At 41.1% G+C, this 21272-nt stretch carries 16 protein-coding genes, 1 tRNA gene and 3 pseudogenes; 6 read left to right on the plus strand and 14 right to left on the minus strand.

Going from position 1 to position 21272, the window contains the following annotated elements; translation table 11 throughout:
- Positions 1 to 15: 15 nt before the first annotated feature.
- Together FIU21_RS11040 and FIU21_RS11045 are read left to right on the plus strand one after the other, a co-directional pair.
- Positions 16 to 1377 carry a hypothetical protein gene (locus FIU21_RS11040; RefSeq protein WP_004360972.1) on the plus strand — a complete coding sequence of 454 codons (1362 nt, stop codon included), beginning with the start codon at positions 16 to 18 and terminating at the stop codon, positions 1375 to 1377.
- Between the two features lie 156 nt (positions 1378 to 1533).
- Positions 1534 to 2295: a toxin-antitoxin system YwqK family antitoxin gene (locus tag FIU21_RS11045; RefSeq protein WP_004360973.1), complete on the plus strand. Its 762-nt coding sequence runs from the start codon at positions 1534 to 1536 to the stop codon at positions 2293 to 2295.
- A 414-nt stretch (positions 2296 to 2709) separates the two neighbouring features.
- Here the strand turns inward: FIU21_RS11045 and FIU21_RS11050 are convergent.
- Positions 2710 to 3873 (minus strand): annotated as a pseudogene (locus FIU21_RS11050) (alpha-galactosidase); the annotation flags it as partial.
- Between the two features lie 520 nt (positions 3874 to 4393).
- On the opposite strand from FIU21_RS11050, the gene FIU21_RS11055 reads away from it, so the two are divergent.
- The 3 genes and pseudogenes from FIU21_RS11055 to FIU21_RS13490 all read left to right on the plus strand — a co-directional run.
- Positions 4394 to 4600 (plus strand): hypothetical protein, encoded by a 207-nt coding sequence (locus FIU21_RS11055; protein ID WP_231291367.1) that lies wholly within the window; start codon positions 4394 to 4396, stop codon positions 4598 to 4600.
- A 39-nt stretch (positions 4601 to 4639) separates the two neighbouring features.
- Positions 4640 to 6178, plus strand: coding sequence for a hypothetical protein (locus FIU21_RS11060; protein WP_004360976.1), 1539 nt, complete (start codon positions 4640 to 4642; stop codon positions 6176 to 6178).
- A gap of 177 nt (positions 6179 to 6355) precedes the next feature.
- Positions 6356 to 6655: pseudogene (locus tag FIU21_RS13490) on the plus strand (IS5 family transposase); the annotation flags it as partial.
- Here the strand turns inward: FIU21_RS13490 and FIU21_RS11065 are convergent.
- From FIU21_RS11065 to prmC, 11 genes and pseudogenes are all read right to left on the minus strand, one after another.
- Positions 6655 to 8786 (minus strand): annotated as a pseudogene (locus FIU21_RS11065) (SusC/RagA family TonB-linked outer membrane protein); the annotation flags it as partial. The pseudogenes FIU21_RS13490 and FIU21_RS11065 sit on opposite strands and share 1 nt — an antisense overlap.
- A 1286-nt stretch (positions 8787 to 10072) precedes the next feature.
- A complete protein-coding gene (locus FIU21_RS11070; protein ID WP_004360978.1) occupies positions 10073 to 10786 on the minus strand; it encodes a DUF4919 domain-containing protein in 714 nt (237 codons plus the stop codon).
- 146 nt (positions 10787 to 10932) lie between these two features.
- A complete protein-coding gene (locus FIU21_RS11075) occupies positions 10933 to 12474 on the minus strand; it encodes a YifB family Mg chelatase-like AAA ATPase (protein ID WP_004360979.1) in 1542 nt (513 codons plus the stop codon).
- A gap of 11 nt (positions 12475 to 12485) precedes the next feature.
- Entirely contained in the window at positions 12486 to 13481 is a 996-nt protein-coding gene (locus FIU21_RS11080; RefSeq protein ID WP_036886700.1) for a TlpA disulfide reductase family protein, read from the minus strand.
- A 16-nt stretch (positions 13482 to 13497) separates the two neighbouring features.
- A tRNA-Leu gene (locus FIU21_RS11085) sits at positions 13498 to 13583 on the minus strand.
- A 115-nt stretch (positions 13584 to 13698) separates the two neighbouring features.
- Complete coding sequence (locus FIU21_RS11090; RefSeq protein WP_004360981.1) at positions 13699 to 14283, minus strand: hypothetical protein; 585 nt, start codon at positions 14281 to 14283, stop codon at positions 13699 to 13701.
- Positions 14284 to 14345: 62 nt separating this feature from the next.
- A complete protein-coding gene (locus FIU21_RS11095) occupies positions 14346 to 14795 on the minus strand; it encodes an SRPBCC family protein (protein WP_172891394.1) in 450 nt (149 codons plus the stop codon).
- A 176-nt stretch (positions 14796 to 14971) separates the two neighbouring features.
- Positions 14972 to 15604, minus strand: a complete 633-nt coding sequence (gene pyrE, locus FIU21_RS11100) for an orotate phosphoribosyltransferase (protein ID WP_004360983.1) — start codon at positions 15602 to 15604, stop codon at positions 14972 to 14974.
- A 384-nt stretch (positions 15605 to 15988) separates the two neighbouring features.
- Positions 15989 to 16696: a ComF family protein gene (locus FIU21_RS11105; protein ID WP_004360984.1), complete on the minus strand. Its 708-nt coding sequence runs from the start codon at positions 16694 to 16696 to the stop codon at positions 15989 to 15991.
- On the minus strand, positions 16680 to 17198 hold the full coding sequence (locus FIU21_RS11110) for a regulatory protein RecX (RefSeq protein ID WP_004360985.1): 519 nt from the start codon (positions 17196 to 17198) through the stop codon (positions 16680 to 16682). The genes FIU21_RS11105 and FIU21_RS11110 overlap by 17 nt, the downstream gene beginning before the upstream one ends.
- A complete protein-coding gene (prmC, locus tag FIU21_RS11115; RefSeq protein ID WP_036886702.1) occupies positions 17195 to 18058 on the minus strand; it encodes a peptide chain release factor N(5)-glutamine methyltransferase in 864 nt (287 codons plus the stop codon). The genes FIU21_RS11110 and prmC overlap by 4 nt, the downstream gene beginning before the upstream one ends.
- A 27-nt stretch (positions 18059 to 18085) precedes the next feature.
- On the opposite strand from prmC, the gene ribD reads away from it, so the two are divergent.
- Positions 18086 to 19183 carry a bifunctional diaminohydroxyphosphoribosylaminopyrimidine deaminase/5-amino-6-(5-phosphoribosylamino)uracil reductase RibD gene (gene ribD / locus FIU21_RS11120; protein ID WP_004360987.1) on the plus strand — a complete coding sequence of 366 codons (1098 nt, stop codon included), beginning with the start codon at positions 18086 to 18088 and terminating at the stop codon, positions 19181 to 19183.
- A 167-nt stretch (positions 19184 to 19350) separates the two neighbouring features.
- Here ribD and FIU21_RS11125 read toward each other — a convergent pair whose 3' ends face one another.
- Both FIU21_RS11125 and FIU21_RS11130 read right to left on the minus strand, forming a co-directional pair.
- Entirely contained in the window at positions 19351 to 20640 is a 1290-nt protein-coding gene (locus tag FIU21_RS11125; RefSeq protein WP_004360988.1) for an L-cysteine desulfidase family protein, read from the minus strand.
- Positions 20641 to 20715: 75 nt separating this feature from the next.
- Positions 20716 to 21129 carry a hypothetical protein gene (locus FIU21_RS11130; protein ID WP_004360989.1) on the minus strand — a complete coding sequence of 138 codons (414 nt, stop codon included), beginning with the start codon at positions 21127 to 21129 and terminating at the stop codon, positions 20716 to 20718.
- Between the last annotated feature and the right edge of the window lie 143 nt (positions 21130 to 21272).

The following is a 21272-nucleotide window of genomic DNA, read 5'->3' on the forward strand; positions in this document are numbered from 1 at the left end:
CCCGCAAAATATCAAATGGGAACAAGAATAAAACCTATAAAATGTCCGAACTGCGGTAGCGAGAAGCACACTCAGAAAGATGATAAGTGCTATCTTTGTCAAAGCTGTGGAACAGAATTCTATATAGACGACGATGATATCAACATCAATATCAACCATCACTTCGACTATATACCCACATCTAATGACACTACAGAGACAGGTAAGAAAATAGGAATCTATTTTTTTATAGCTATAGCTATAGCCTGCGCCTTCATTTTATTACCCATTATCTTTTCATCAACAGAAAAAACTTCTTCAAAACTATTCCAAAAAGACTCTATTGACGTTAATGACGATATCTATATGGCTGTCACAATGAGCCATAAGGGCAATCCTTGTCTCTTTTATATTGTCAATAGAGACTTCTCAAGTGACAGAGATAATGATACGAAACATGTTGACGGTGTCTATTATGGATTCCGAGATATAAAAACAGGAAAAACTCTTGCAGAACAGTTATTAGTCTCCGAAAAGGCGAAAAACAGCTACAACATATCCTTATACAATGATAATATAAGATACTTCAATCAGGCCCATCGCTGGTTCTTAATAAATTCAGAACGTTACATCTTTGAAATAGACCCAGAACAGCTCACGATGAGGGATGTTTCAAAGTCACTCTTCAAAAATAAAAATGCTATGAGCACTGGTATTTCCAATGCTCAGCTACTTTATAACGAATATGGGGAGGGCATTAAGATCGTCAACAATCTGGCTGAAATGTATTACTATTTTCCAGGAACAGATAGACTATATACAGAAGACGCCTTTAATTATGCAAAGGATTTACCACCTTCAGAACTTAATGGTGAATTGAGAGACAGCATTTACTATTGTTTTGAGAAGAAAAATGCCAATTCTTCAACTGACAAAGGTGGCAAATACCGGCTTTTGAAAATTCACTTTAAATACCACCTTGGAGACCCTCAGAATGGATATAACTTCGACGATGTAACTAACACATTTTGGGTAAATGATGGGCGACTCGTTAGTGACAGACCTATTACTGACTGGTTTACAGCCTTTAATGCTAAAATCATCTACCAAGATGCTAACTACATATTAATATCCTATAACCCCAACTTATCAGAAACGTCCATGCCTGTATTTCAGTTGAGGTCAACCAAGGGCAATATCTTATGGACACAAGCTTCAGAAGAACCAATATACGATGTGGATTTTTGTACACGCAGCAATGGGCAGATATGGTTCGAAGGTGAAGTAAGATACCCCGATAACCCAACACAATATAAAGTTTATAGCTTAAACATAGACAATGGTAAACTAACTTGTCACTTCACACTGCCCGAAGTTCACAAAATTCCCGCAAAGTAGAAGACAACAACTGTGGAGCATAACTTTCTAAAGTCTATCATACTTCCTCATCTCGTAGGATGCAAAAGATCTTTTCCCATTATAAGTACCTATTAAGGTATTTAAGAAAAAGAAATGTATACATCAAACATACAATTTTTAAGAAGAAAATAAGATATGAGAACGAAATATATAATGATGTTATTGCTATGCTTTTTCTCACTTCAAACAAATGCACAAACAGAGAAGTACGTTGAAAAATATGACAATGGACAGATAAAAAAAATCTATTATAGGAACAAGATTTGGGGATATCGAGAAGGCTCTTGCATCAATTATGCACAAGATGGAACGCTTTATTCTGAGTTAAACTATCAAGAAGGAAATCTACATGGAACGCTTAAGTTTTACAATAAATTTGGTAAGATAGAGGCTATCATTAACTATGATAGCGGTAGACTTGAAGGAAAATCAACAATGTACCACCCTATCCAAAGTGCGGATGAAACACCCACCATTTACTTTACTCAAATCTATCATGACGATAAATTGGATGGAATGACATACGAATATGATAAGAATGGTAAGAATATCATACGACGTGCGAGATACAGTCATGGTATATGTATGGCTGATACTACTATTACAAACAATGGGGTCATCTATAAATATAGAAGTTATGATAGTGATTATGAAGACCCTATGATTTCTCGTTTTGTACCATTTAAGAAAGCATCAGCAACACCAAACAAATCTAAGACCAAATCGCAGAAGAGAACTGCTATTACGCGTGCTACTCATTCCTCTTCTTCAAATAGCACTAAGACCACCGTAAGTAGTAATACATTGCCTACTCAACAAACAAAGAAGCAAGCAACTACACAAGAAAGAAAATCCCGTCTAAAAGTAAATAAAGATGGAGCTATAGAATTTGAGTAAGCTTTTCTTCTATTCATTAAGCTAATATAATGACCCAAAAGTATTCGTTAGAAGAACTATTATCATAAATACTGTAATCTTAAACAGCAAAAATAAACAAGTGGTTTAAGTGAAAAATATTTACATTTTAAGGGTATTTGTTTCTTAAATATAGGTATAATAAAGATTCTTAACAAGTTGCTTATAACTAACAAGTAATCAAACACTTATAAAATCAGGAAGTAAGAGGTGCTTAATTGGACTTCAAAAGGGCGTTAGTAAGACCTCAAAAGGGCATCTTTTGCAAGCCAATTGGGCGTCTTTTCGAAGCCAAAAGAGCAGCTATTAAAAATCATGATGTGAAAAATTACGACAAAAACAATAGGCTATTTGCCCTATTCTTCTACTGATTTAAGTAATCAGCAGGTAAGGTCTTTATTTTGTCAGCTTAATAATCTTACAGCCATGTGCAGGGATGACTGCCTCAATTTTATCGCTTACAGTACCCTCATCAGCATGCTTCCAAAGATCACGTGCAGACCAAGTACCAGTAATACCAACCTTTGTCAAGTCGATAGAACGAGTTGCAGACGCCTGATCACGATTGAAGAGACCGATAACCCAAGAGCCATCCTTCATCTGAGCGTACCATACCTCACCATCAGTGTTCCAAAGATTACGCTCCAATGGCTGACCAACGAAACCATCCTTATGCAAAGCAAGCATCTCGTCGTTCTGGAAGAACTTCAAGTCGTCGCCAGTTGGCATATCTGTGATAGAGATAGGTCCACCTGCCATCAAAGGAAGAGAGATTACAGACATCTTCTCATTATCATCAGCATAGCTTCCGATACGAATGAAGTCGCCATCAAGACGAATCTTCTTACGACCAGAAATCTTTGACCAATTGATGAAACCATCAAAGGCATTCTCAGAGTTTGGCCATCCACCACGAAGACTACCACGGTTGTTATCAGAGAAACGATACCAAGAACCCTCAAGAGCATCGGCATCAATACGTACCATATTACCCGCATATCTCTCGATGAGAGCATTGTTACGCAAGTGAGGCATTACAAGTGAAACATATACACCATACTTCTGTGCATACTTGTTAATCCACTGCATATCCTTTACATAACGCTCACGGCCATACCCCTTATCGATAACGTCAGTATAGTTCATACCATCTTCATACCAAGAAAGGAAGTCCATACATACGAACTTTACGCCTAAATCAGAATAGTGCTTGAAGAATCCTTCAAAATACTGCTCTACACCAGGGTGATCTATTACTACCCAACCAAACTGATCCTTTGAACCAGGATGCTTAATGTCTTTATCTTTTGCTGGATCGTAAGCCAGACTGCTCACCTTAATACCATCTGTTCCTGGGATAACGGCATTAGGATTGGTATAATGATACCAGAATGGACTATCGTAAACACCAAGTTTCAAGCCCTTCGCCTTCAACTTAGCAACAATAGTTGTCAAAGGAACTTCTGGAGAACTCTCATCTTTTGCAGTGCGGCTATAACGTGTCATGTAGCCATCGTCACCACTCATTGAAGCGAAACCATCGGTAACAATCTGCACATAAACAAATGTAATGCCCTGTCACTCTTATAACACAAGTATAACTCTCCCCAAAAGTTTGTAAATAAGAAGATAACTTCGTCACACTTATCATTAACCCAATCAAAAGCTGCGTATCAACGAGAATTGATTCTGTCAGATTCATATTCCCCGCTACTACGCTCACCGTATTTAATTGCTGCCAAATATATTTCAAACAGCAATGCTCACCGTATCCCATAGCCATATGATGTATATCCAACAGAAATAGAAAAGACTATCTTGACATCTATATTTTCTTTTTCAGAATATATTTTATATTATTTCTATAACTTAACAAAAAAAATAGGTAAAAAAATAATCCTATCTTTGCAACTAAGATAACACATCTGAAGTAATTTTCAAAGAAGAAAGTCACTGTGATATTATAGAAACGGACGACAACCTTAATGGGTTAATTAAGGAAAAACTTCGTCATCCCTACAAGCAATTTATACGAGAATTATTCACCGAAATTATTTAAATCAAGATAACAATGAATAAAATGCAAATTAATAGAGTTTATCAGAGACCAGAAATTAAGGTTATCTATGTCAGTATTGACAGTTCAATATTGGAGACCTCCTACCCTGGAGACCACCAAAAAGGCGAACACAAAACAGGTCCATTGGAAGAATCAAGCACTGGTGCCAAACGTTCCTTTTTCTTCAGAATCTCTGAAGAAAGTACGCCAACAAAATGGGAAGAGTAAAAAGCAAAATAGAGACAAAAAGAAATATAAAACACTAAAATGAATATCAGATTATATTATCAATGGACTATGGCAGCTCTGCTGCTAACAGCTGTAGGCTGCTCAAACGACGATATACAGACAGCGAACATCACAAATACTGATAAAGAAACTACAGAAATAGCACTGACAAGTTTCGTCACGGGAGAGGAAAGTACAACACGCACATCACTTAATTATAATACAAGAGACTTCTACTGGGAGACAGGCGACAAAATCTTTGTAAAAGACGATGCAAATACTTTCAAACAAAGCAGCAATACAGTATCGGCAACGAATGTGCTAACATTCAATTTCAATATGCCTGGTACATACACTAACAATAAGTACAGAGTTTATTATCCTGGAGCAAACGGCACTGGAAACAATGTGACAATTGCTTCCGAACAGGAGCAAAACGGTCCTGACAACACCCTACATTTCGGAGTCTCGGGCGATTGTGGATCGGATGAAGCTATACGACAGCCTAACGGACAGTACAAGTTCAAGCTAAAGCATGCAGCAGCCTATCTTTGCTTCAATCCTAATTACGATCACGCATTGACCAATGTCTATGTGACGAAGATTGAGGTGACTGCTGACAAGAACATTGCGGGAGCCTACACACTAAACACGAATGGAGAGCTCACTGGCTCGGGTAACACTAAAACGATTAAGCTGACTCCCAAGGCTTCGGGCAGTAATGACAGCTTCATCATGCAAAACAATGCTTCAGGAACAAGCTGTGAGACTGGACAAATGTATATGGTTATCATGCCTGGCAGATACAAGCTCACCGTGAAATATTATGTTAAGGACAAAGATACAAATGTATCAGGTGCCATCACAAAGACTTTCGGCGAGTTCACGTATGCTCCGAACGGCTACTATGACATGCCTGCCACGCTGTCCATCAGAAGCTATGGGGACGATTACTATATGTGGGATGCCAAACAAGAGTACTGGTACGGATACAAGGCCGACCAGCCGAAGATAGAAAATGTGCCGGGTACCAACTTCCCAACCAGTTCTGACGCTGACCGATGGTACAACGCAGCCACATTCCCAACAGCAGCCAGCAATAAGGCAAAGGACTGTCCTAACATCAACGAACTATTTTGGTACTGCAAGAAAGGTGACCCACACTGGGACAACACAACACTTTGGTCAGTGTGGGGACATCTGTACACTGGCGGTATATGGCTCAAGAAAGCGAGTGTGATTGCTCAAGAGAATAGTAAGACCACTGCTTACCTCAAGACTGCTTCTCCTGATGATGGACAGAACCGTGCCAATAAAAAAGTTTTTGAGACTCCGCCATCCCAAGCTGTAACACAGGGAACTCCAAGCAAGCTCAACGACTATTTCTTCCTACCTGCTATGGGACGCTATGCGGGAGGTAAACTCTTTTATTTCAGAACCTGTGGAGACTACTGGACAAGTACGCCTTACCCTTACAATTCTAAGATTAGCTATAATCTTCACTTTGACAATGGCACGCTGACGGTAAGTAACACCAGCAACTGGGAAAACGGATACAAACTGTGGAAGACTGAATAAACTTCCCCAAGATCTATACTAACAACAGGTGTGCAGAACATGGAGTTATTTCCTGTCTGCACACCTGTTTACTTTCTTGTTTAGCGAATGTGGAATAAAGAGTATAAAAGCCTCCAAAAAAACTTCGCGAACAATTTTAATTTTCTTCGCAAACAATTCTATATATGCTTTTAATATTTGTATAATAACCTTCTTGAGGAGTTTAATAAGCAACTGGAAGCTAAAGGAGTAATTATCAAGCATGGTTCCATTGTTGATACCAGTATAACCAATACTCCATTTCGTCCTCTTGGAGGTAAAATTTATGAGGTCATTGAGGACAGAAAAGAGAATGAGAACAATGAAGCTTCTAAGAAAGTGATGGTCAAAGAAGCTAACAAGCCTAATGTAGACACAGAAGCTCGTTGGGTAAAGAAAATGAGAAAAATCCATTTCGGTTACAAGCGTCACACGGTAACAGATGAAAATGGAATAGTATCACCCAAGAGGTCTTGCTGTGTACGATTGAAGTAGTTGAAAGAACCGAAGAGGTTACCATTGAACAATGCCCAATCAAGTCCGACGTTCCAGTTCTTACCCTTCTCCCAGTGCAAGTCAGGGTTTGGATTCTTACCAGGACCCCATACTTGATAAGACTTACCATTATAGACATAGTAACCAAAGCCCGTCATTGTGTCAAGTGACTTATATGATTCGAAGTCCTGATTACCTGTCACACCGAAGTCAGCACGGAGTTTCAAGTCGGTCAACCAGCTCTTTGTTCCTGCCATAAAGGCCTCGTCAGAGATACGCCAACCTGCAGACACAGCTGGGAAGTTACCCCACTTGTAATGCTCACCGAACTTTGTTGAACCCTCATGACGCAAAGAAGCTGTCAACATATAGCGTCCCTTCCAGTCATAGCTTACACGTCCGAAGAATGCAATCAGCTTGTAACCATTCTTATAAGAACCCATACCAAGCTCGTCTTTCTTCTTCATGAACTTACCTGTTCCTAAGTTGTTGTCCTCAAGAGCATCGTTAGGGAAGTCCTTGTTCTCTGCATTAAAACCTGAGTAGAGAGCCTCTTGATAAGAGTAACCAAACATAGCCTTAACGTTGTGATTACCAAAAGAGTTGCTATAGTTGTTAATCCACTCCAAACTATGGAGAGACTCCTTTTTATAATTCTGTGAAGCTTCACCATCACGACCTGCATTAATAGTACGGGTGTTGGTTGATGGGCTAAACCACTGGTTATAGTTATCATACTGATGGTCAGCGAATGTCAACTGTGTCGTCAACACCTGCTTTCCAGGATTGTCAATAATAATGGGAAGAGATTCAACTTAACAGTACCATCCCAGTCTATCAACTTTGTTGTACCAGTATCTTTACGTCTCTTCTCCTGCTCAATAGGGTTCCACTCAGCAGGCTGTCCCTTAAAGTTATAGTACAGCGTAGGATTCTGTGGGTCCCAAATAGGAGTCGTAGGGTTAGCCTCTAAAGCATTACGGAACACATCCCAAGTTGCGTTCTTACGATAGGCAACACGTGGAGCGATATTCAAACCGAAGGTTATCAGGCCGCTGTTGGTTGTATGGTTCAAGCTGATACGAGCACCATACTCCTGACGACCAGAGTACTTATCAATACCCTTTGCATCACGATAGTCTACCGATGCACGGTAATTAGACTTGATATTACCACCACTAAGTGTCAATGTATGAACAGTGCGAACACCAACACGGCTCACTCCCTTCATCCAGTCTGTTGAACCACCAAGGTCATAACCAGTACCAGAAGCCAATCGGTTGGCACGATACTCATCAGGTGAGAGCATATCAAGATCCTTCTTAATGACATCTAAAGCGATAGATCCATTATAAGAGGTGTGGAGGTTTCCGTCGCGTGCACCCTTCTTAGTTGTCACAAGGATAACACCATTAGAGCCACGTGTACCATAGATAGCAGAAGCTGCACCATCCTTAAGGACGTCGTAGCTTTCGATATCATTTGGGTTAATATTAGTAAGGTTACCACCTGGTACACCATCGATGACAATCAATGGACCAAGTCCTGCAGCACGAGATGAGACACCACGCACCTGGATACTTGCTTGATTGTTAGGGTCACCAGCACCAGTATTGGTAATACTAACACCAGCCACCTTACCTTGAATCATCATAGATGGGTCTACACTTGCTACCTGTGTGAAGTTCTTAGAAGATACGTGAGAGACAGCTGAGGTCAACTCCTTCTTATCCATCGTACCGTAACCAACAACAACGATCTCATCAAGGTTAGCAGCGTCTTCCTGCAACTTGATTTTGAAATCGGTCTGATTGTTCACAGGTAACTCCTGAGTCTTATAACCGATATAAGTCACACGGAGTCGTGATTTTGGACTTGCAACAGACAGTGCGAAGTTTCCATCGATATCTGTCACCACACCATTCTTGGTTCCCTGCTCCATAATGGTTGCGCCGATGACGGGGTCACCATGCTGGTCAGTTACCGAACCTTTTACATTGATTTGTTGAGCTGCTACGTTCAAGGTGCAGATGAGTCCCACCAATACGGCAAGAATCTTACGCCATGAACTGCTCTCAGTTTGCAATGGTTTCATGATTGTTGATTTGATTTATGTTTTTAAAATTATTTCCTGTCTTTGTAAACGGGAACCCTTTTTAAAAAGGTGTATGCAAAGATACACGAAATTAGGGCTTTATAATAGATAATAACAAGAAGTGTAATAATTTTACAAATACTCTTTACTGATTATCAACAACTTACGACATATAATATACAAATAAATATAATAACAAATATAAGCTTTGAAAACAAGTATTAACATCTAACAAAATTTTAATCTGTATAGAAAACCTCATATCTCGTTCTTTTAACATCAGTTCACAACAAGCTCTAAACGACTTGGATAACAAGCAGAAAGACTGATTTTCACATTGCTTTACCCCCTCTTTGAGCACCTTAATTATCGATGAAATGGGCAAAAATTGAGGTTTCAACTACTTTAAGCCATACTGACTAAGGATAGAATTTAGGACTAAGAGAATTAAGAAAAAGATTGGTTTAAATCATTTTAAATCGAAGAATATACTCAAAAAGACTTATCTGTGCTATCTTAAAGATTTTTCTGACTCATCCGAAATATGGAGTGATAAACTAAAACGCTTATATAAATAAGGCACACAGAGCTACGGAGAGGACGGAGATAAAGGCAATATCACGGAGGTGCCGATGGCACAAAGAATGACGGAGGTGTAGCGTACAGATTTCTGATAAATCTTTTGGTATGAACGCTTTGTATATAAATTGCTAACAGAATTAGCAAACTATCTCCGTCGCTCCACGCACCGACGGTGCCTCCGTGACTACCAGTGCTTGCTTTGATATCCCTCCGTACTCTCCGTCCCTCTGTGTGACATTTCGTCAGAGACCTAAGCTAAGATGCATTATGATCACTCCAAAATTCTGAAGACCCTTTGTTTTTCTGTAAATCATATGTATTAGAACGTACGAGAAAATCATCTAAGAACATTGAAATATATTGACAAAACAGCGCGAGAAATTCACCCTAAAAGGGCATTATAAGGACTAACAAGAAACCCGATGTAACTAACAAGGAATCAAAGACTTACAAAACCACAATTCAAAAGGTGCTTAATTGGACTTCAAAAGGGCGTTAGTTGGACCTCAAAAGGGCATCTTTTGCAAGTCAATTGGGCGTCTTTTCGAAGCAAAAAGAGCATCTTTTAAAATCGAAGGTGTGAAAAATAATTACAAAAGTAGAGCTAAACCAACAAAAAGCCCCTTCCCAAATGGGAAGGGGTATAACTATTGTGATATTTCAATAAAGAAAATACGAAAGATTTACAGAGGCTTTTTATATATTTACTTCCCCTTCCCTCCTTGCGATTCAAACATAGACCTCTCGATTTCAAAGACTCGTTTTACATCAAAGTAAATATCAGAAGAAGTGTAATTCTCATTCGTTTCGCCCAAAACAAGACGGTCACAACTACCGACCACCATCTGACTATTCACCTTAGGAATTCCAAAGAAGAAGTAAACAAGATTATATTCATCACCCACTGATGTCACGGAGAAAGGGTGTTCCTTACTACCATCACCGGTCATGAAGATTGTATCGAGAATGCGTGATAAACGAACAGAATAGACCTTAAGGCTATCGCTCAACATCCATGATTTATCGGGTTCGGTGGTTGAAAGTTTTCTGAAATGATAAATCTTAGACACAATAGCATTCGTATTAAGCGGATTGCTGGCAAGAACCTTATCCGCAAGCGTAGCAGCAACATCAAACTTACCTTCATTCCTTGCCTTCGACATATCAAGTTCCATGAACATATCTCTACCATTATTAAGGTAAGTTCGTCCATAAACAGCCAAGATTTTGTCCTCAGCAGTCAATGTGGTATCAGCGTCAACATTGATAAGAATATCAACTAACTGCTGAACATGCTGTGGATTAGCATTCACTTCTGCCTTTATTTTATCCCAATTTACAGACATAAATGTCTTATCCGTCTGTGCTGATACTGCTAACGGTAGCAGTAACAACATGAAAGCAAACAACTTTCTCATAGTCTTTTTGAATTTGTTTTTTTATATTTGTTAAGTCTTTGGGTGTTATTGTATTTCTTCTTTATATAGTTGTCTTAGAATCTCGAGTAATCTTAGGGGTCATAGTTTTCTTAGTTTTCCTTATCTTTATAAGGCTGAGAGCGCTCTCATCTCTCAGCCCAGTCGCTTCTATCTAAGTTTCTATACCCTATTGCCTCGGCGATATGCTGTACTTGTACAGCCTCAGACTCTTCCAAGTCGGCTATCGAACGCGCTACTTTTAGGATCCTGTTATAGGCGCGAGCAGACAGTTTCAAACGCTCCATAGCATCACGGAGTAACTTAATAGAGGCTTCATCGGGCTCGGCAAACTCATGAATCATACGCTCAGACATCTGCGCATTACAATGAATATTACGATAACTGCTAAAGCGATCGGTCTGAATAGCACGTGCACGGATAACACGTTCACGAATAGCAGCACTCGGCTCGCCCGGTGTTGCTTGTGATATATCTTTGAAGGGGAGAGGTGCAATCTCACACTGAATGTCGATTCTGTCCATTAATGGACCTGAAATCTTAGCAAGATACTTCTGAATCTGCCCCGGAGTACAAACACAATGATGCGTAGGGTCAGCAAAATAGCCACACGGACAGGGATTCATACTTGCTACAAACATGAAACTACAAGGATAAGTAACTGTATATTTGGCACGTGAAATCGTTATATGACGATCCTCTAAAGGCTGTCGAAGTACCTCTAAAGTGTGTTTATTAAACTCAGGTAACTCATCGCAGAATAACACTCCATTATGTGCAAGGGTTATTTCACCCGGCATTGGATTGGCTCCACCACCCACGAGTGCAACCTCAGAGATAGTATGGTGAGGGCTACGGAAAGGACGTTGCGTAATCAGTCCTGTGTCACGACGTAACTTACCAGCTATCGAGTGAATCTGAGTTGTTTCTAAACTCTCTGAAAGAGACAAAGGAGGGAGGATAGAAGGAAGGCGCTTTGCCATCATACTCTTTCCACTTCCAGGTGGTCCAACCATGATAAGATTATGTCCACCAGCCGCTGCAACCTCTAATGCTCGCTTCACATTCTCTTGTCCACGGACATCAGCAAAGTCGAGATCGAAAGCATATTGATGCTCGTAAAACTCTTTCCGTGTATCTACAAAACAAGGTTCTGGATTCGATGTACCATTGAGAAAGTCAATTACTTGCAAGATATTATCCATTCCATAGACCTCTAACGTGTCTACCACAGCCGCTTCGTGCTCATTAGCTTTCGGCACAATGATACCTTTAAACTTCTCGGCACGTGCCTTGATAGCTATGGGTAGTATGCCTTTAACAGGCTGTAAAGTACCGTCAAGGCTCAATTCTCCCACAAGCATAAACTCTCGCAAACGGTCACAACTCATCTTCTCATTGGCAGATAAGATGGCTATTGCCAATGGGAGATCAAAACTGGAGCCTACCTTTTTGAGGTCGGCTGGAGCAAGGTTGGCGGTGATATCGGCTACAGGAAACTTGTAACCAGTATTAAGAAGTGCTGCAGCTATACGGTCATGGCTTTCCTTTACCGCTCCGTCTGCAAGACCGGTAAGATGGAACAACACGCCCCGTGTGATACTAACTTCGACTGTCACGGTGGTGACTTCCATTCCGTTAACAGCTGCACAGAATGTTTTTACAAGCACACTATTAGTTTTTATTCGGCGCCATAACGCTGACGGATGGTGTTAGCAGTGATGTTTCTTTCAACAACTTTCCCATTGCGAATGACGATATTATCTGGTATAGTATTAAGACCAAAGGTTTTGAGTAGTGGTGTATTCAGTAGTTTTCCATCACAAACATTGGAAAACTCAATCCCATCACGCTCTAAAGTCTGCTTTACCTCCTTAGGATTGGCATCTACACAAATGCCCAAAGCAGCTATCTTTCCTGCTTTCACTGCATCATTTAGCGCACGTTGGACATCAAGGCTCTCGTAACTCCAAGCCGCCCAAGCATTGATAATGACAACATCCTTTCCTTGAAACGACGCATTATTAATAGTCTTTCCATTGACATCTTTAGCTGAAAACTTAGGCAACCTACTACCGATAGGCAGAGAGCCCAACTCGGATAGATGTCGTTGTAGACGACCCAAAGTGGCATTATCGGGCTGTTCTTTTATCAATAAAGGTAAAAGTTTTACAGCCTGCTTATAGTCAGGAGACTCTGTTTGAACAAGATAACGATTGAGTAGATACACACTCACAGCAGACTCTGGATGGTCCTTGATAAATGCGATTGCATACTTCAACTCCTCTGGAGGAGAAACACTGGCTATCTGCTTACGGAACTTAGTCATGAGTTCATTATCCTTCGTACCCTCTACTTCCATCTCTTTCAAGTGGGAAGCATCCGCTTTCACCTCAACCGCTTCACCTGACTCGGCAAAGATAGGCTGTGTGGAATAATTAGGGAAGATAATAATTAATGTAGAAGGTTTACTACAAGGCTTCTCATAAGAAAAGCGTCCCGCCTCAATCTTGATGGTATCCAAACCCGCAATACCACCATCGGGACTATACACATAAAGCTCGCCTTGGTTCATATGCAAGAAGCGTCCTTCCATCTTGAAGTAACCGCTACGGGTACCACAAGAAACTAACAGCAGGGAGAACAAAAGTATGTATGCTATTCGCTTCATGCGCATAGGATTTAAGAAGAAGTGCCGCGAGCGGGACTCGAACCCGCACAGCCATTACTGGCCAAGGGATTTTAAGTCCCTCGTGTCTACCAATTCCACCATTGCGGCAAACCGTTTGCAAAGATAAGGCTAAATCTTCGAACTGGCAAAGGTTTTGCAAGTTTTTTTATTTATTAGTCTTATTACGCCTATTGAACCAACTAATCCAATCAGGCTAATTACCTTAATTTACGCCCAAAACACCATATGGGTCCGTACTGCTTGCACGATAGCGTATCAGTTTCTTACCACTATCACCCGAAACAATGTTTCCGCCAGTGTTAAGGTTATACTTACGATGACAGTTACTACAAGTACCAAAGCCATCACTACTTATCTTCAACTCGTAAGAACGCAAAGGAAGTGTATTCGTATTGAAGCAATTAGGACATTGCAAGTCGTAAGCATAGAAAGGAGAAGGGTTGTCCAAGTTGCCATAACCCACAATAAGTCCATTGTTCAAGCCCACATGTTTCCAACTCTCCAACCTAAGATCAATCCCATCAAACCACACAGGTGCACTTGATTTCAGTCCTTGATTGTTCTCAAAAAAGAAACAATAACGACCACTAACAACGTTAGTTCTTATCGTACAATACACACCCGGCGACAACGGATTCATCGCTGAGGCAAGGATTGGGTCTTGATGTGTCTCGTTGTGAAAGGTAAAGAAGTTACGATGACTACTATACTCATAGTCAACTACATCACCACAAGATGACAATAGTACTACAAGCATTAACAAAACAGACTGAACTACTTTCTTCATACCTTACTTCTTTATCTTTACAACCCATCAAGTCCTCCTCCCTTAGGAAGGAGATAAACGTCTTATTCGAATGGAATCATTGCCAACGCATCGGCAATCTTCTCAATACCTTCCTGTAAAGGCTTTGACACCATACCCTTTGCAAAGAAAGGAATATCAGCATCTATCGTGAGTTTCATCTTTGAAGAAGACTCTGTTACAGGCAGTATCTGAATCCAGAAATTGAATGATAAGGGTGAGTTATCACTCTCAAACTTAATCGTCTTAGGCTCTTCACGCTCAATAATACGCATAGAAATCTGACCAACAGGGTCGACATTCACAGACAAGGAGTCCTGATCAAAGGTGAGATTCTGCAATCTTTCTTTCACCTTATCCATCTCATCATTACCTGTAGAACCTTCTGGGAGACGCTCCTTCAGACGCTGTACATTATTCAAGTCGCTCAGCGTGTTGTATACACTCTGCTGAGAATGAGGAATCTGCTTTACGCTACTTTCAAACTTTGTCATTGATAATCTTTATTGGGGGAGTTTAAGAGAGAAGAACTGGAAGAAAGCCGAACTGCTTGGAACAGAAGACTATAACCACATGTAGGGACGCACGAAGAATGCGCCCTCTACATAAAATTATATTCAATCAATCCCTAAGAAAGAAAGGTCTTTACTTCCAGCGGAATGATTAGAGATTACTTTCTCCAGTTTGCTGGGTCCTTGCGCCAATCATGCAACATAGAAACCTCAGACTCCTTGATATAACCAGTCTCAAGCGCTTTCTCTACAACATGCTCATAATCGGTGAGTGTAACAAGTTTTACATTAGCCTCACGGAATGCCTCCTCAGCAACTGGGAAACCATAGGTATAAGATGCAACCATACCCACAACCTCAAAACCAGCCTCACGAAGTGCGGCAACAGCCTTCAAAGAAGAGCCACCAGTTGAGATAAGGTCTTCTACAACAACAACCTTAGAACCTGCAGGGAGTTCGCCTTCAATCTGATTCTTCATACCATGGTCCTTTGGTTTCGGACGAACGTATGCGTATGGCAATGCCAACTCATCAGCAACGAGCATACCTTGTGCGATAGCACCCGTAGCAACACCAGCCACAGCCGTAGCCTCAGGGAAGTTCTCAAGGATAGCATGAACTAACTCGAGCTTCACAAACGAACGTACATCGTGGAACGATAACGTCTTGCGGTTATCACAATAGAATGGTGACTTCCAACCACTTGCCCATGTAAATGGGTCGTTAGGTTGCAACTTAATAGCTTTAATTCCGAGCAGTTTGCCTGCAAAGACTTTCTTTAAATCTTCCATCTTGATAGTTTATGGTTATATACTAACTGCAAACTTACACATTTTTTCTGAGATTAAAGGATAAAAAGACTATAAAAGAAGATAACAAGAACAGATGATACTCCTATCAAATAAAAGAGTGGTTTTATTTGCTTTGAGTAGTGTAACCCTTCCTAACAATCATCTAACGCAACTTTTCCGACGACAAATTGCATTGGTGTTAAGCCTCCGCACCAATGGTGCGGACCATCAACACAACATGTGCGGAGCATCAACACAACAATAGAAAAGGGAGAAAATTATCCGTATCTGCCACCAAAACAGATACTGTTAACTACTAATTACTTACGAAGATGACTCCTATTTATAGACTAACAATAATAATACAAGGAATAATGAGACAGCTTAATCATTATTCGCAAAGCCAAGTGAGAGGACACTTATCTTGACATTCGTGCCTTTAAGAAGCTCTTTGGCGGCTGCAACGAGTGTGGCACCTGACGTGATTACGTCATCAACAAGTAAGATGTGTTGATTGTTTAAGGGGGAAGCATCGAAGAGGTGAAAGGCTTTCTCTACGTTTTCATTTCGTTCCCAACGTCCTTTTTGTGTCTGACTGCCATGAAAACTGATACGTTCTAAGACCTTATCTAAGATGGGTAAACCTGTTTCTGCACTGATACCACGCACTATCTCCACACTTTGATTATACCCTCTTTCTCGCTCACGCTGGCGAGCAAGTGGCACAGGAACTACGGCTGTGATTCCATCAAAGAAACCATCTTGTGCAAACTCTGCAGCAACAATACGTCCAAGACGCTCACCTATCTCAGGATGACTGCCATACTTAAGTTGGTAAAGCAAACGACTGGTGTCAGAATGGGCTTTATAAAAGAAGAAGGCTGTACCCTTCTCTATGGGAATCCTACCCCAAAAGAGGCGCACAAGTTTATTGTCATAACTCGACTTAGAATAGCCCGTGCGAGGGAGACAATGATTACAACAAGCACACATTACCTCCTCCGTAACGGTCAGACGCCCACCGCAAATCGTACATGAACGAGGAGCAAGGGTGTCTATCAGGCGAGCCAATAAACTAATCGTCTGTGTCATCGTCTACGAAGTCTACATCATCATCCACAGCAACGACCCCTTCATCTATACATCTGCGGATTAAATCCATCGTAAAACCACGTCCCATGGCAAACTTTATCAGCTTCATGGAACGCTCATAATCGCTCTCTGCCTTAATAGTGCGATACTTACTCGCCAACAATGGGCGCAAAACCTCAAGATATTCTTCATCTTCAATAGCATCAAGGATAGGCGAAGAGATAGCACTATCGACCTTCTTCATCCACAACGCCTGCTCAATCTTTCGTCTACCCCACTTGTTATAGCGGATTTTATCATGCACAAAAGACTCAGTATAACGACTGTCATCAACGTAATGCAGCGTTATCAACTTCTCCATAATACGTGCTTGCGCATCTTCTGCCAGTCCCCATTTGCGCATCTTCTCTAACATCTCGCCAGAACAATGTTCGCCTTTCGCACATAAATCGGCAAGTTTCTTCAGGGCTTGTGGCTCTAAGATGGGTCGTTTCTGTATCATGGTCGGATGGCTTTAGTGAAACGGAGCTTACCAAACTGGTCTTCTCGCAGTTCTATCTGCTTATAACCTAACGTGTTTAACATCTCCTTCACGTCATTAATATACAATGGATTGGTCTCAAAATAAAGTACCCCATCAGCCGACAGAGCCTGCACACCATACTCAGCGATTGCCCGATAGAAGCGTAGTGGGTCATCATCAGGAACAAAAAGGGCTGTTTCCGGCTCATATGCAAGTACATTTCCCTCCATCTCTGTTCGTTCTTTGTCGCAGATATAAGGTGGATTACTCACAATAACATCAAACTTCTGCTGCATAGCTGATGCTGAAGGATGAAGTACATCCTCCATCTTTAGTTCAACACGAACCTGCCATTGGTGTACATTCTCACGTGCGACAAGTAGTGCATCACCCGATATATCCCACGCTGTAACCGCCGAGTTGCGTAGGTCGGCAGCCAACGTAACAGCAATACAGCCACTACCTGTTCCAACATCCAATACCTGTAGAGGCATAGGAGGTTGCAAGGCACAATAAGGTCGGTTGTAATCCTCCTCTATCCAACGGCACAGCACCTCAGTCTCTGGGCGTGGAATCAATACACCCGGAGCCACATGAAATGTGCGCCCACAAAAGGTTTCACGTCCTAAAACATATTGTACAGGTTCCGAACGCTCCAAACGAAGGATGATTTTCTCTAATTCCTCCTCCGCTTCTCGTGATAATTCATTAACTTTGCCCATATAAATATCGGTCAGCGTAATGCCAAACTGCACCTCTAACACAAGCCGAACGATAGCTTGTGCCTCACCATCATCATACAAGGGAGTGAGTCTGTGCCATAAATCTTGGTATGTCATAGCTGCAAAGATAGGAATTTTAATGAAATGAAACAAGAAGAAACTGACGAAAAATACATGCGTCGTTGCCTCCAATTAGCTCGTAATGGACAACTGCTTGCCAAGCCTAACCCAATGGTTGGTGCGGTTATTGTGAGCAAGGAGGGTAGGATTATCGGTGAGGGTTACCACGTACGCTGTGGCAAAGGACACGCAGAGGTGAACGCTTTTGCATCTGTAAGTAAAGAGGACGAGGCTTTGCTACGTGAAGCAACGGTGTATGTCAGTCTTGAGCCTTGCTCTCATTATGGGAAAACACCTCCTTGTGCCGACTTGATTATCAGTAAGGGTGTGCGCCGTGTCGTCTGTGGTTGCATCGATCCTTTTGCCGAAGTGCAAGGACGTGGAGTAAAGAAGATTCGCGAAGCTGGGATAGAAGTGACCGTGGGTGTATTGGAGAAAGAGTGTTTAGAACTGAATAAACGGTTTATTACTTATAATACACATAAACGACCTTATGTGATATTGAAGTGGGCAGAAGCGAGTAGCCCCTCCCCCTTACCCCTCCCCCAAAGGGAGGGGAGTAATCACCGAGATTCCCCTAATAACTCAGAAAAAGTCATTGCCAATATAACTATTGAGAATAGAAACAATAGAATATATTGTAACTATAAACCTTCTGTGGCTTACATTGGCAACTTGCCGGGTAAAGATTATCAGCCATTGATTATCTCTACTCCCTTTACAAAGATGTTAGTACATAAGATGAGGGCGGAGAATGATGCGATTCTCGTTGGGAAAACAACGGAAGAATTAGAACAACCACAGCTGACGGTAAGGGAATGGAGCGGTCCAAATCCAGAGAAGTTGGTGCTGACAAGTCAACCGACAAAAGCTGGAGAATACGCAACACCGGCTGAAGTGCTGTCGCATCTCTATGCTGAAAAGCAGCAAAGTCTCATCGTGGAAGGTGGTGCAAAGACTTTACAGAGTTTTTTGGATGCAGGACTATGGGACGAGATACGCATAGAATCGGCTCCTTTCACGGTTAACAAAGGTATCGAAGCGCCAAAACTTCCAGATAACCTACGTGTTATAAAGGTAGAGAAGTATGTTAACACGATTGTAACCTACGAGCGAGCGTAGGATGAAATGACATCCATTCGATACAACAAAACGGCTAAAAACAATTTATCTTCATGAAAAAAAGAAATTCTTTTCATGAAGATAAATATTTATTTTCACGACAAAAAATATTTCTTTTCATGAAAATAATTCGACAATAAGACTGAGTTGGAAGTGCAATAGTCTTTTTAATTGCACTTGTGTGTCATAATATTTAATACCATATCATCGGTAATACACATCGCTTCCTTACCTATACTTGTTAGGTTACGGATAGACTTATCAACATCTTCATCAATGATTCCCTCTGCAGACGTTACGTGCTTTCCCTCCATGGAAAGCGTTGCAGAAAGGATAGCAGTTGACACTCCCGATGAGATCTTCAGTGAACAACTTGGCTTCGCACCATCACAAATCATACCCGTAAGGTTGGCTATCATGTTCTTTACTGAATGACAAACATTGATATAATTGCCTCCCATCAGATAAGTAATACCACAACTGGAACCAATACTTGCTACTACACAACCGCAAAGGGCAGAGAGTGCACCAAGACTCTGCTTGATATAGATAGCGGTTAGATGACTCAAGGTGAGTGCTCGGATAAGTTCTTCACGTGTATTCTCATTCTCCTTCGCAAAGACTGCAACAGGATTGGTTGCACAGATGCCCTGATTTCCAGAACCACTATTACTCATCACTGGTATCAAAGCACCACCCATACGGGCATCACAGGCTGAAGCGGTCTTCGCAATAACGTGCGAGAAGATACTATTACCAAAGATTCCGCGACTCAAAGGACGGTCCATTATCTTACCCAAACAATGTCCATAATTTCCCTTCAAAGCCTCAGCTGCAGCACGAAGATTATAACGTTTTGCCTCAAGAATAAACTCAATCTCATCGACAGGAGTGGTTGTAGCAAACTCCCATACCGTATTGAGGTTCAGACAAAGGGGTGCTTTTTCGACAGCAGCTGTGCTGGGTTGCATCTTATCGAGCAGAACAGTACCGTCCTTCTCTTCAAAGACAATATTCGTATGAGTGCCAATGATAATGGCTGTCGCACGATGTCCCTCAGCCTCACAAGTAATTTCTATATATAGTTTCTCGGTGATACCGTCCTTCAGTTTGACATCAATTCGATTCTCACTGATAAATGTCTTGCCAACTTCCAATGTATCAGGTGTGAGGTCCTTGATAACCTCCAACTGATATTCTGACTTACCCACCAAAGCACCGATGGCAATGGCAATAGGCAGACCGATCATTCCCGTTCCAGGAATACCGACTCCCATCGCATTCTTCAGAATATTAGCAGAGAGCAACACGCTAATATGTTCTGGTCTCTGACCTAACAACTCTGTAGCACGTGCAGTACACAATGCCACAGCCATTGGCTCTGTACAACCCACAGCAGGTACTACCTGCTGGTGTATCAACTCGATAATCTGTTCTCTAATGTTCTTCTCAAGCATAATGATGTGATTTAGGTTTAGCTTGATATTATTATGATATTAAATAATTCTCCTTCGTTTCTACCCTCTCAAACATCAATCTATTTGAGAGAGCTTGTTGTCTAACTCTTGTCGCATAGCCTCCATCTTTTGACGTCGGTCGATAGAGAATGTAGAGTCATTCGCCTCCACATAATCAAATAAAGCGTATGCTTTTTCCAACAGTATTTGGCGCAAAGGTTGCCCCTTATAGCTTCCTTCGGCATAAAGTAACTCTGCAACCATATTGATTTTGTCTATCCGTTCTTCCTCTTTCCACTGCTCCTTGGCATATGTCAACAGCTCATCAACGGAGAGATTACGTAAATCATCATACTCTCCAACATACTGTCTGTAAAGGTCTTTCAAGTCCTTATCTCGCTTCAACTCATCATCTTTCTTTGTTAGAAAGCGCGAAATTGCAGCATTGAATTCCTCTATCAAGCGAATAAAATAATCTCGTTGTAACATAGTAGATTTCCTTTTATGACACAAAAGTAAATAAAAAATTGATATAAATCCACTTTTCAGTGTGTAATTAAACAAAAAATATTTTAGAATTGAGCTTATAAAGAATTAGCCCAATTAGCCTAATAAGGCCAATTGGGCTAATA

Source organism: Prevotella melaninogenica, assembly GCF_013267595.1.
GTDB lineage: Bacteria > Bacteroidota > Bacteroidia > Bacteroidales > Bacteroidaceae > Prevotella > Prevotella melaninogenica_D.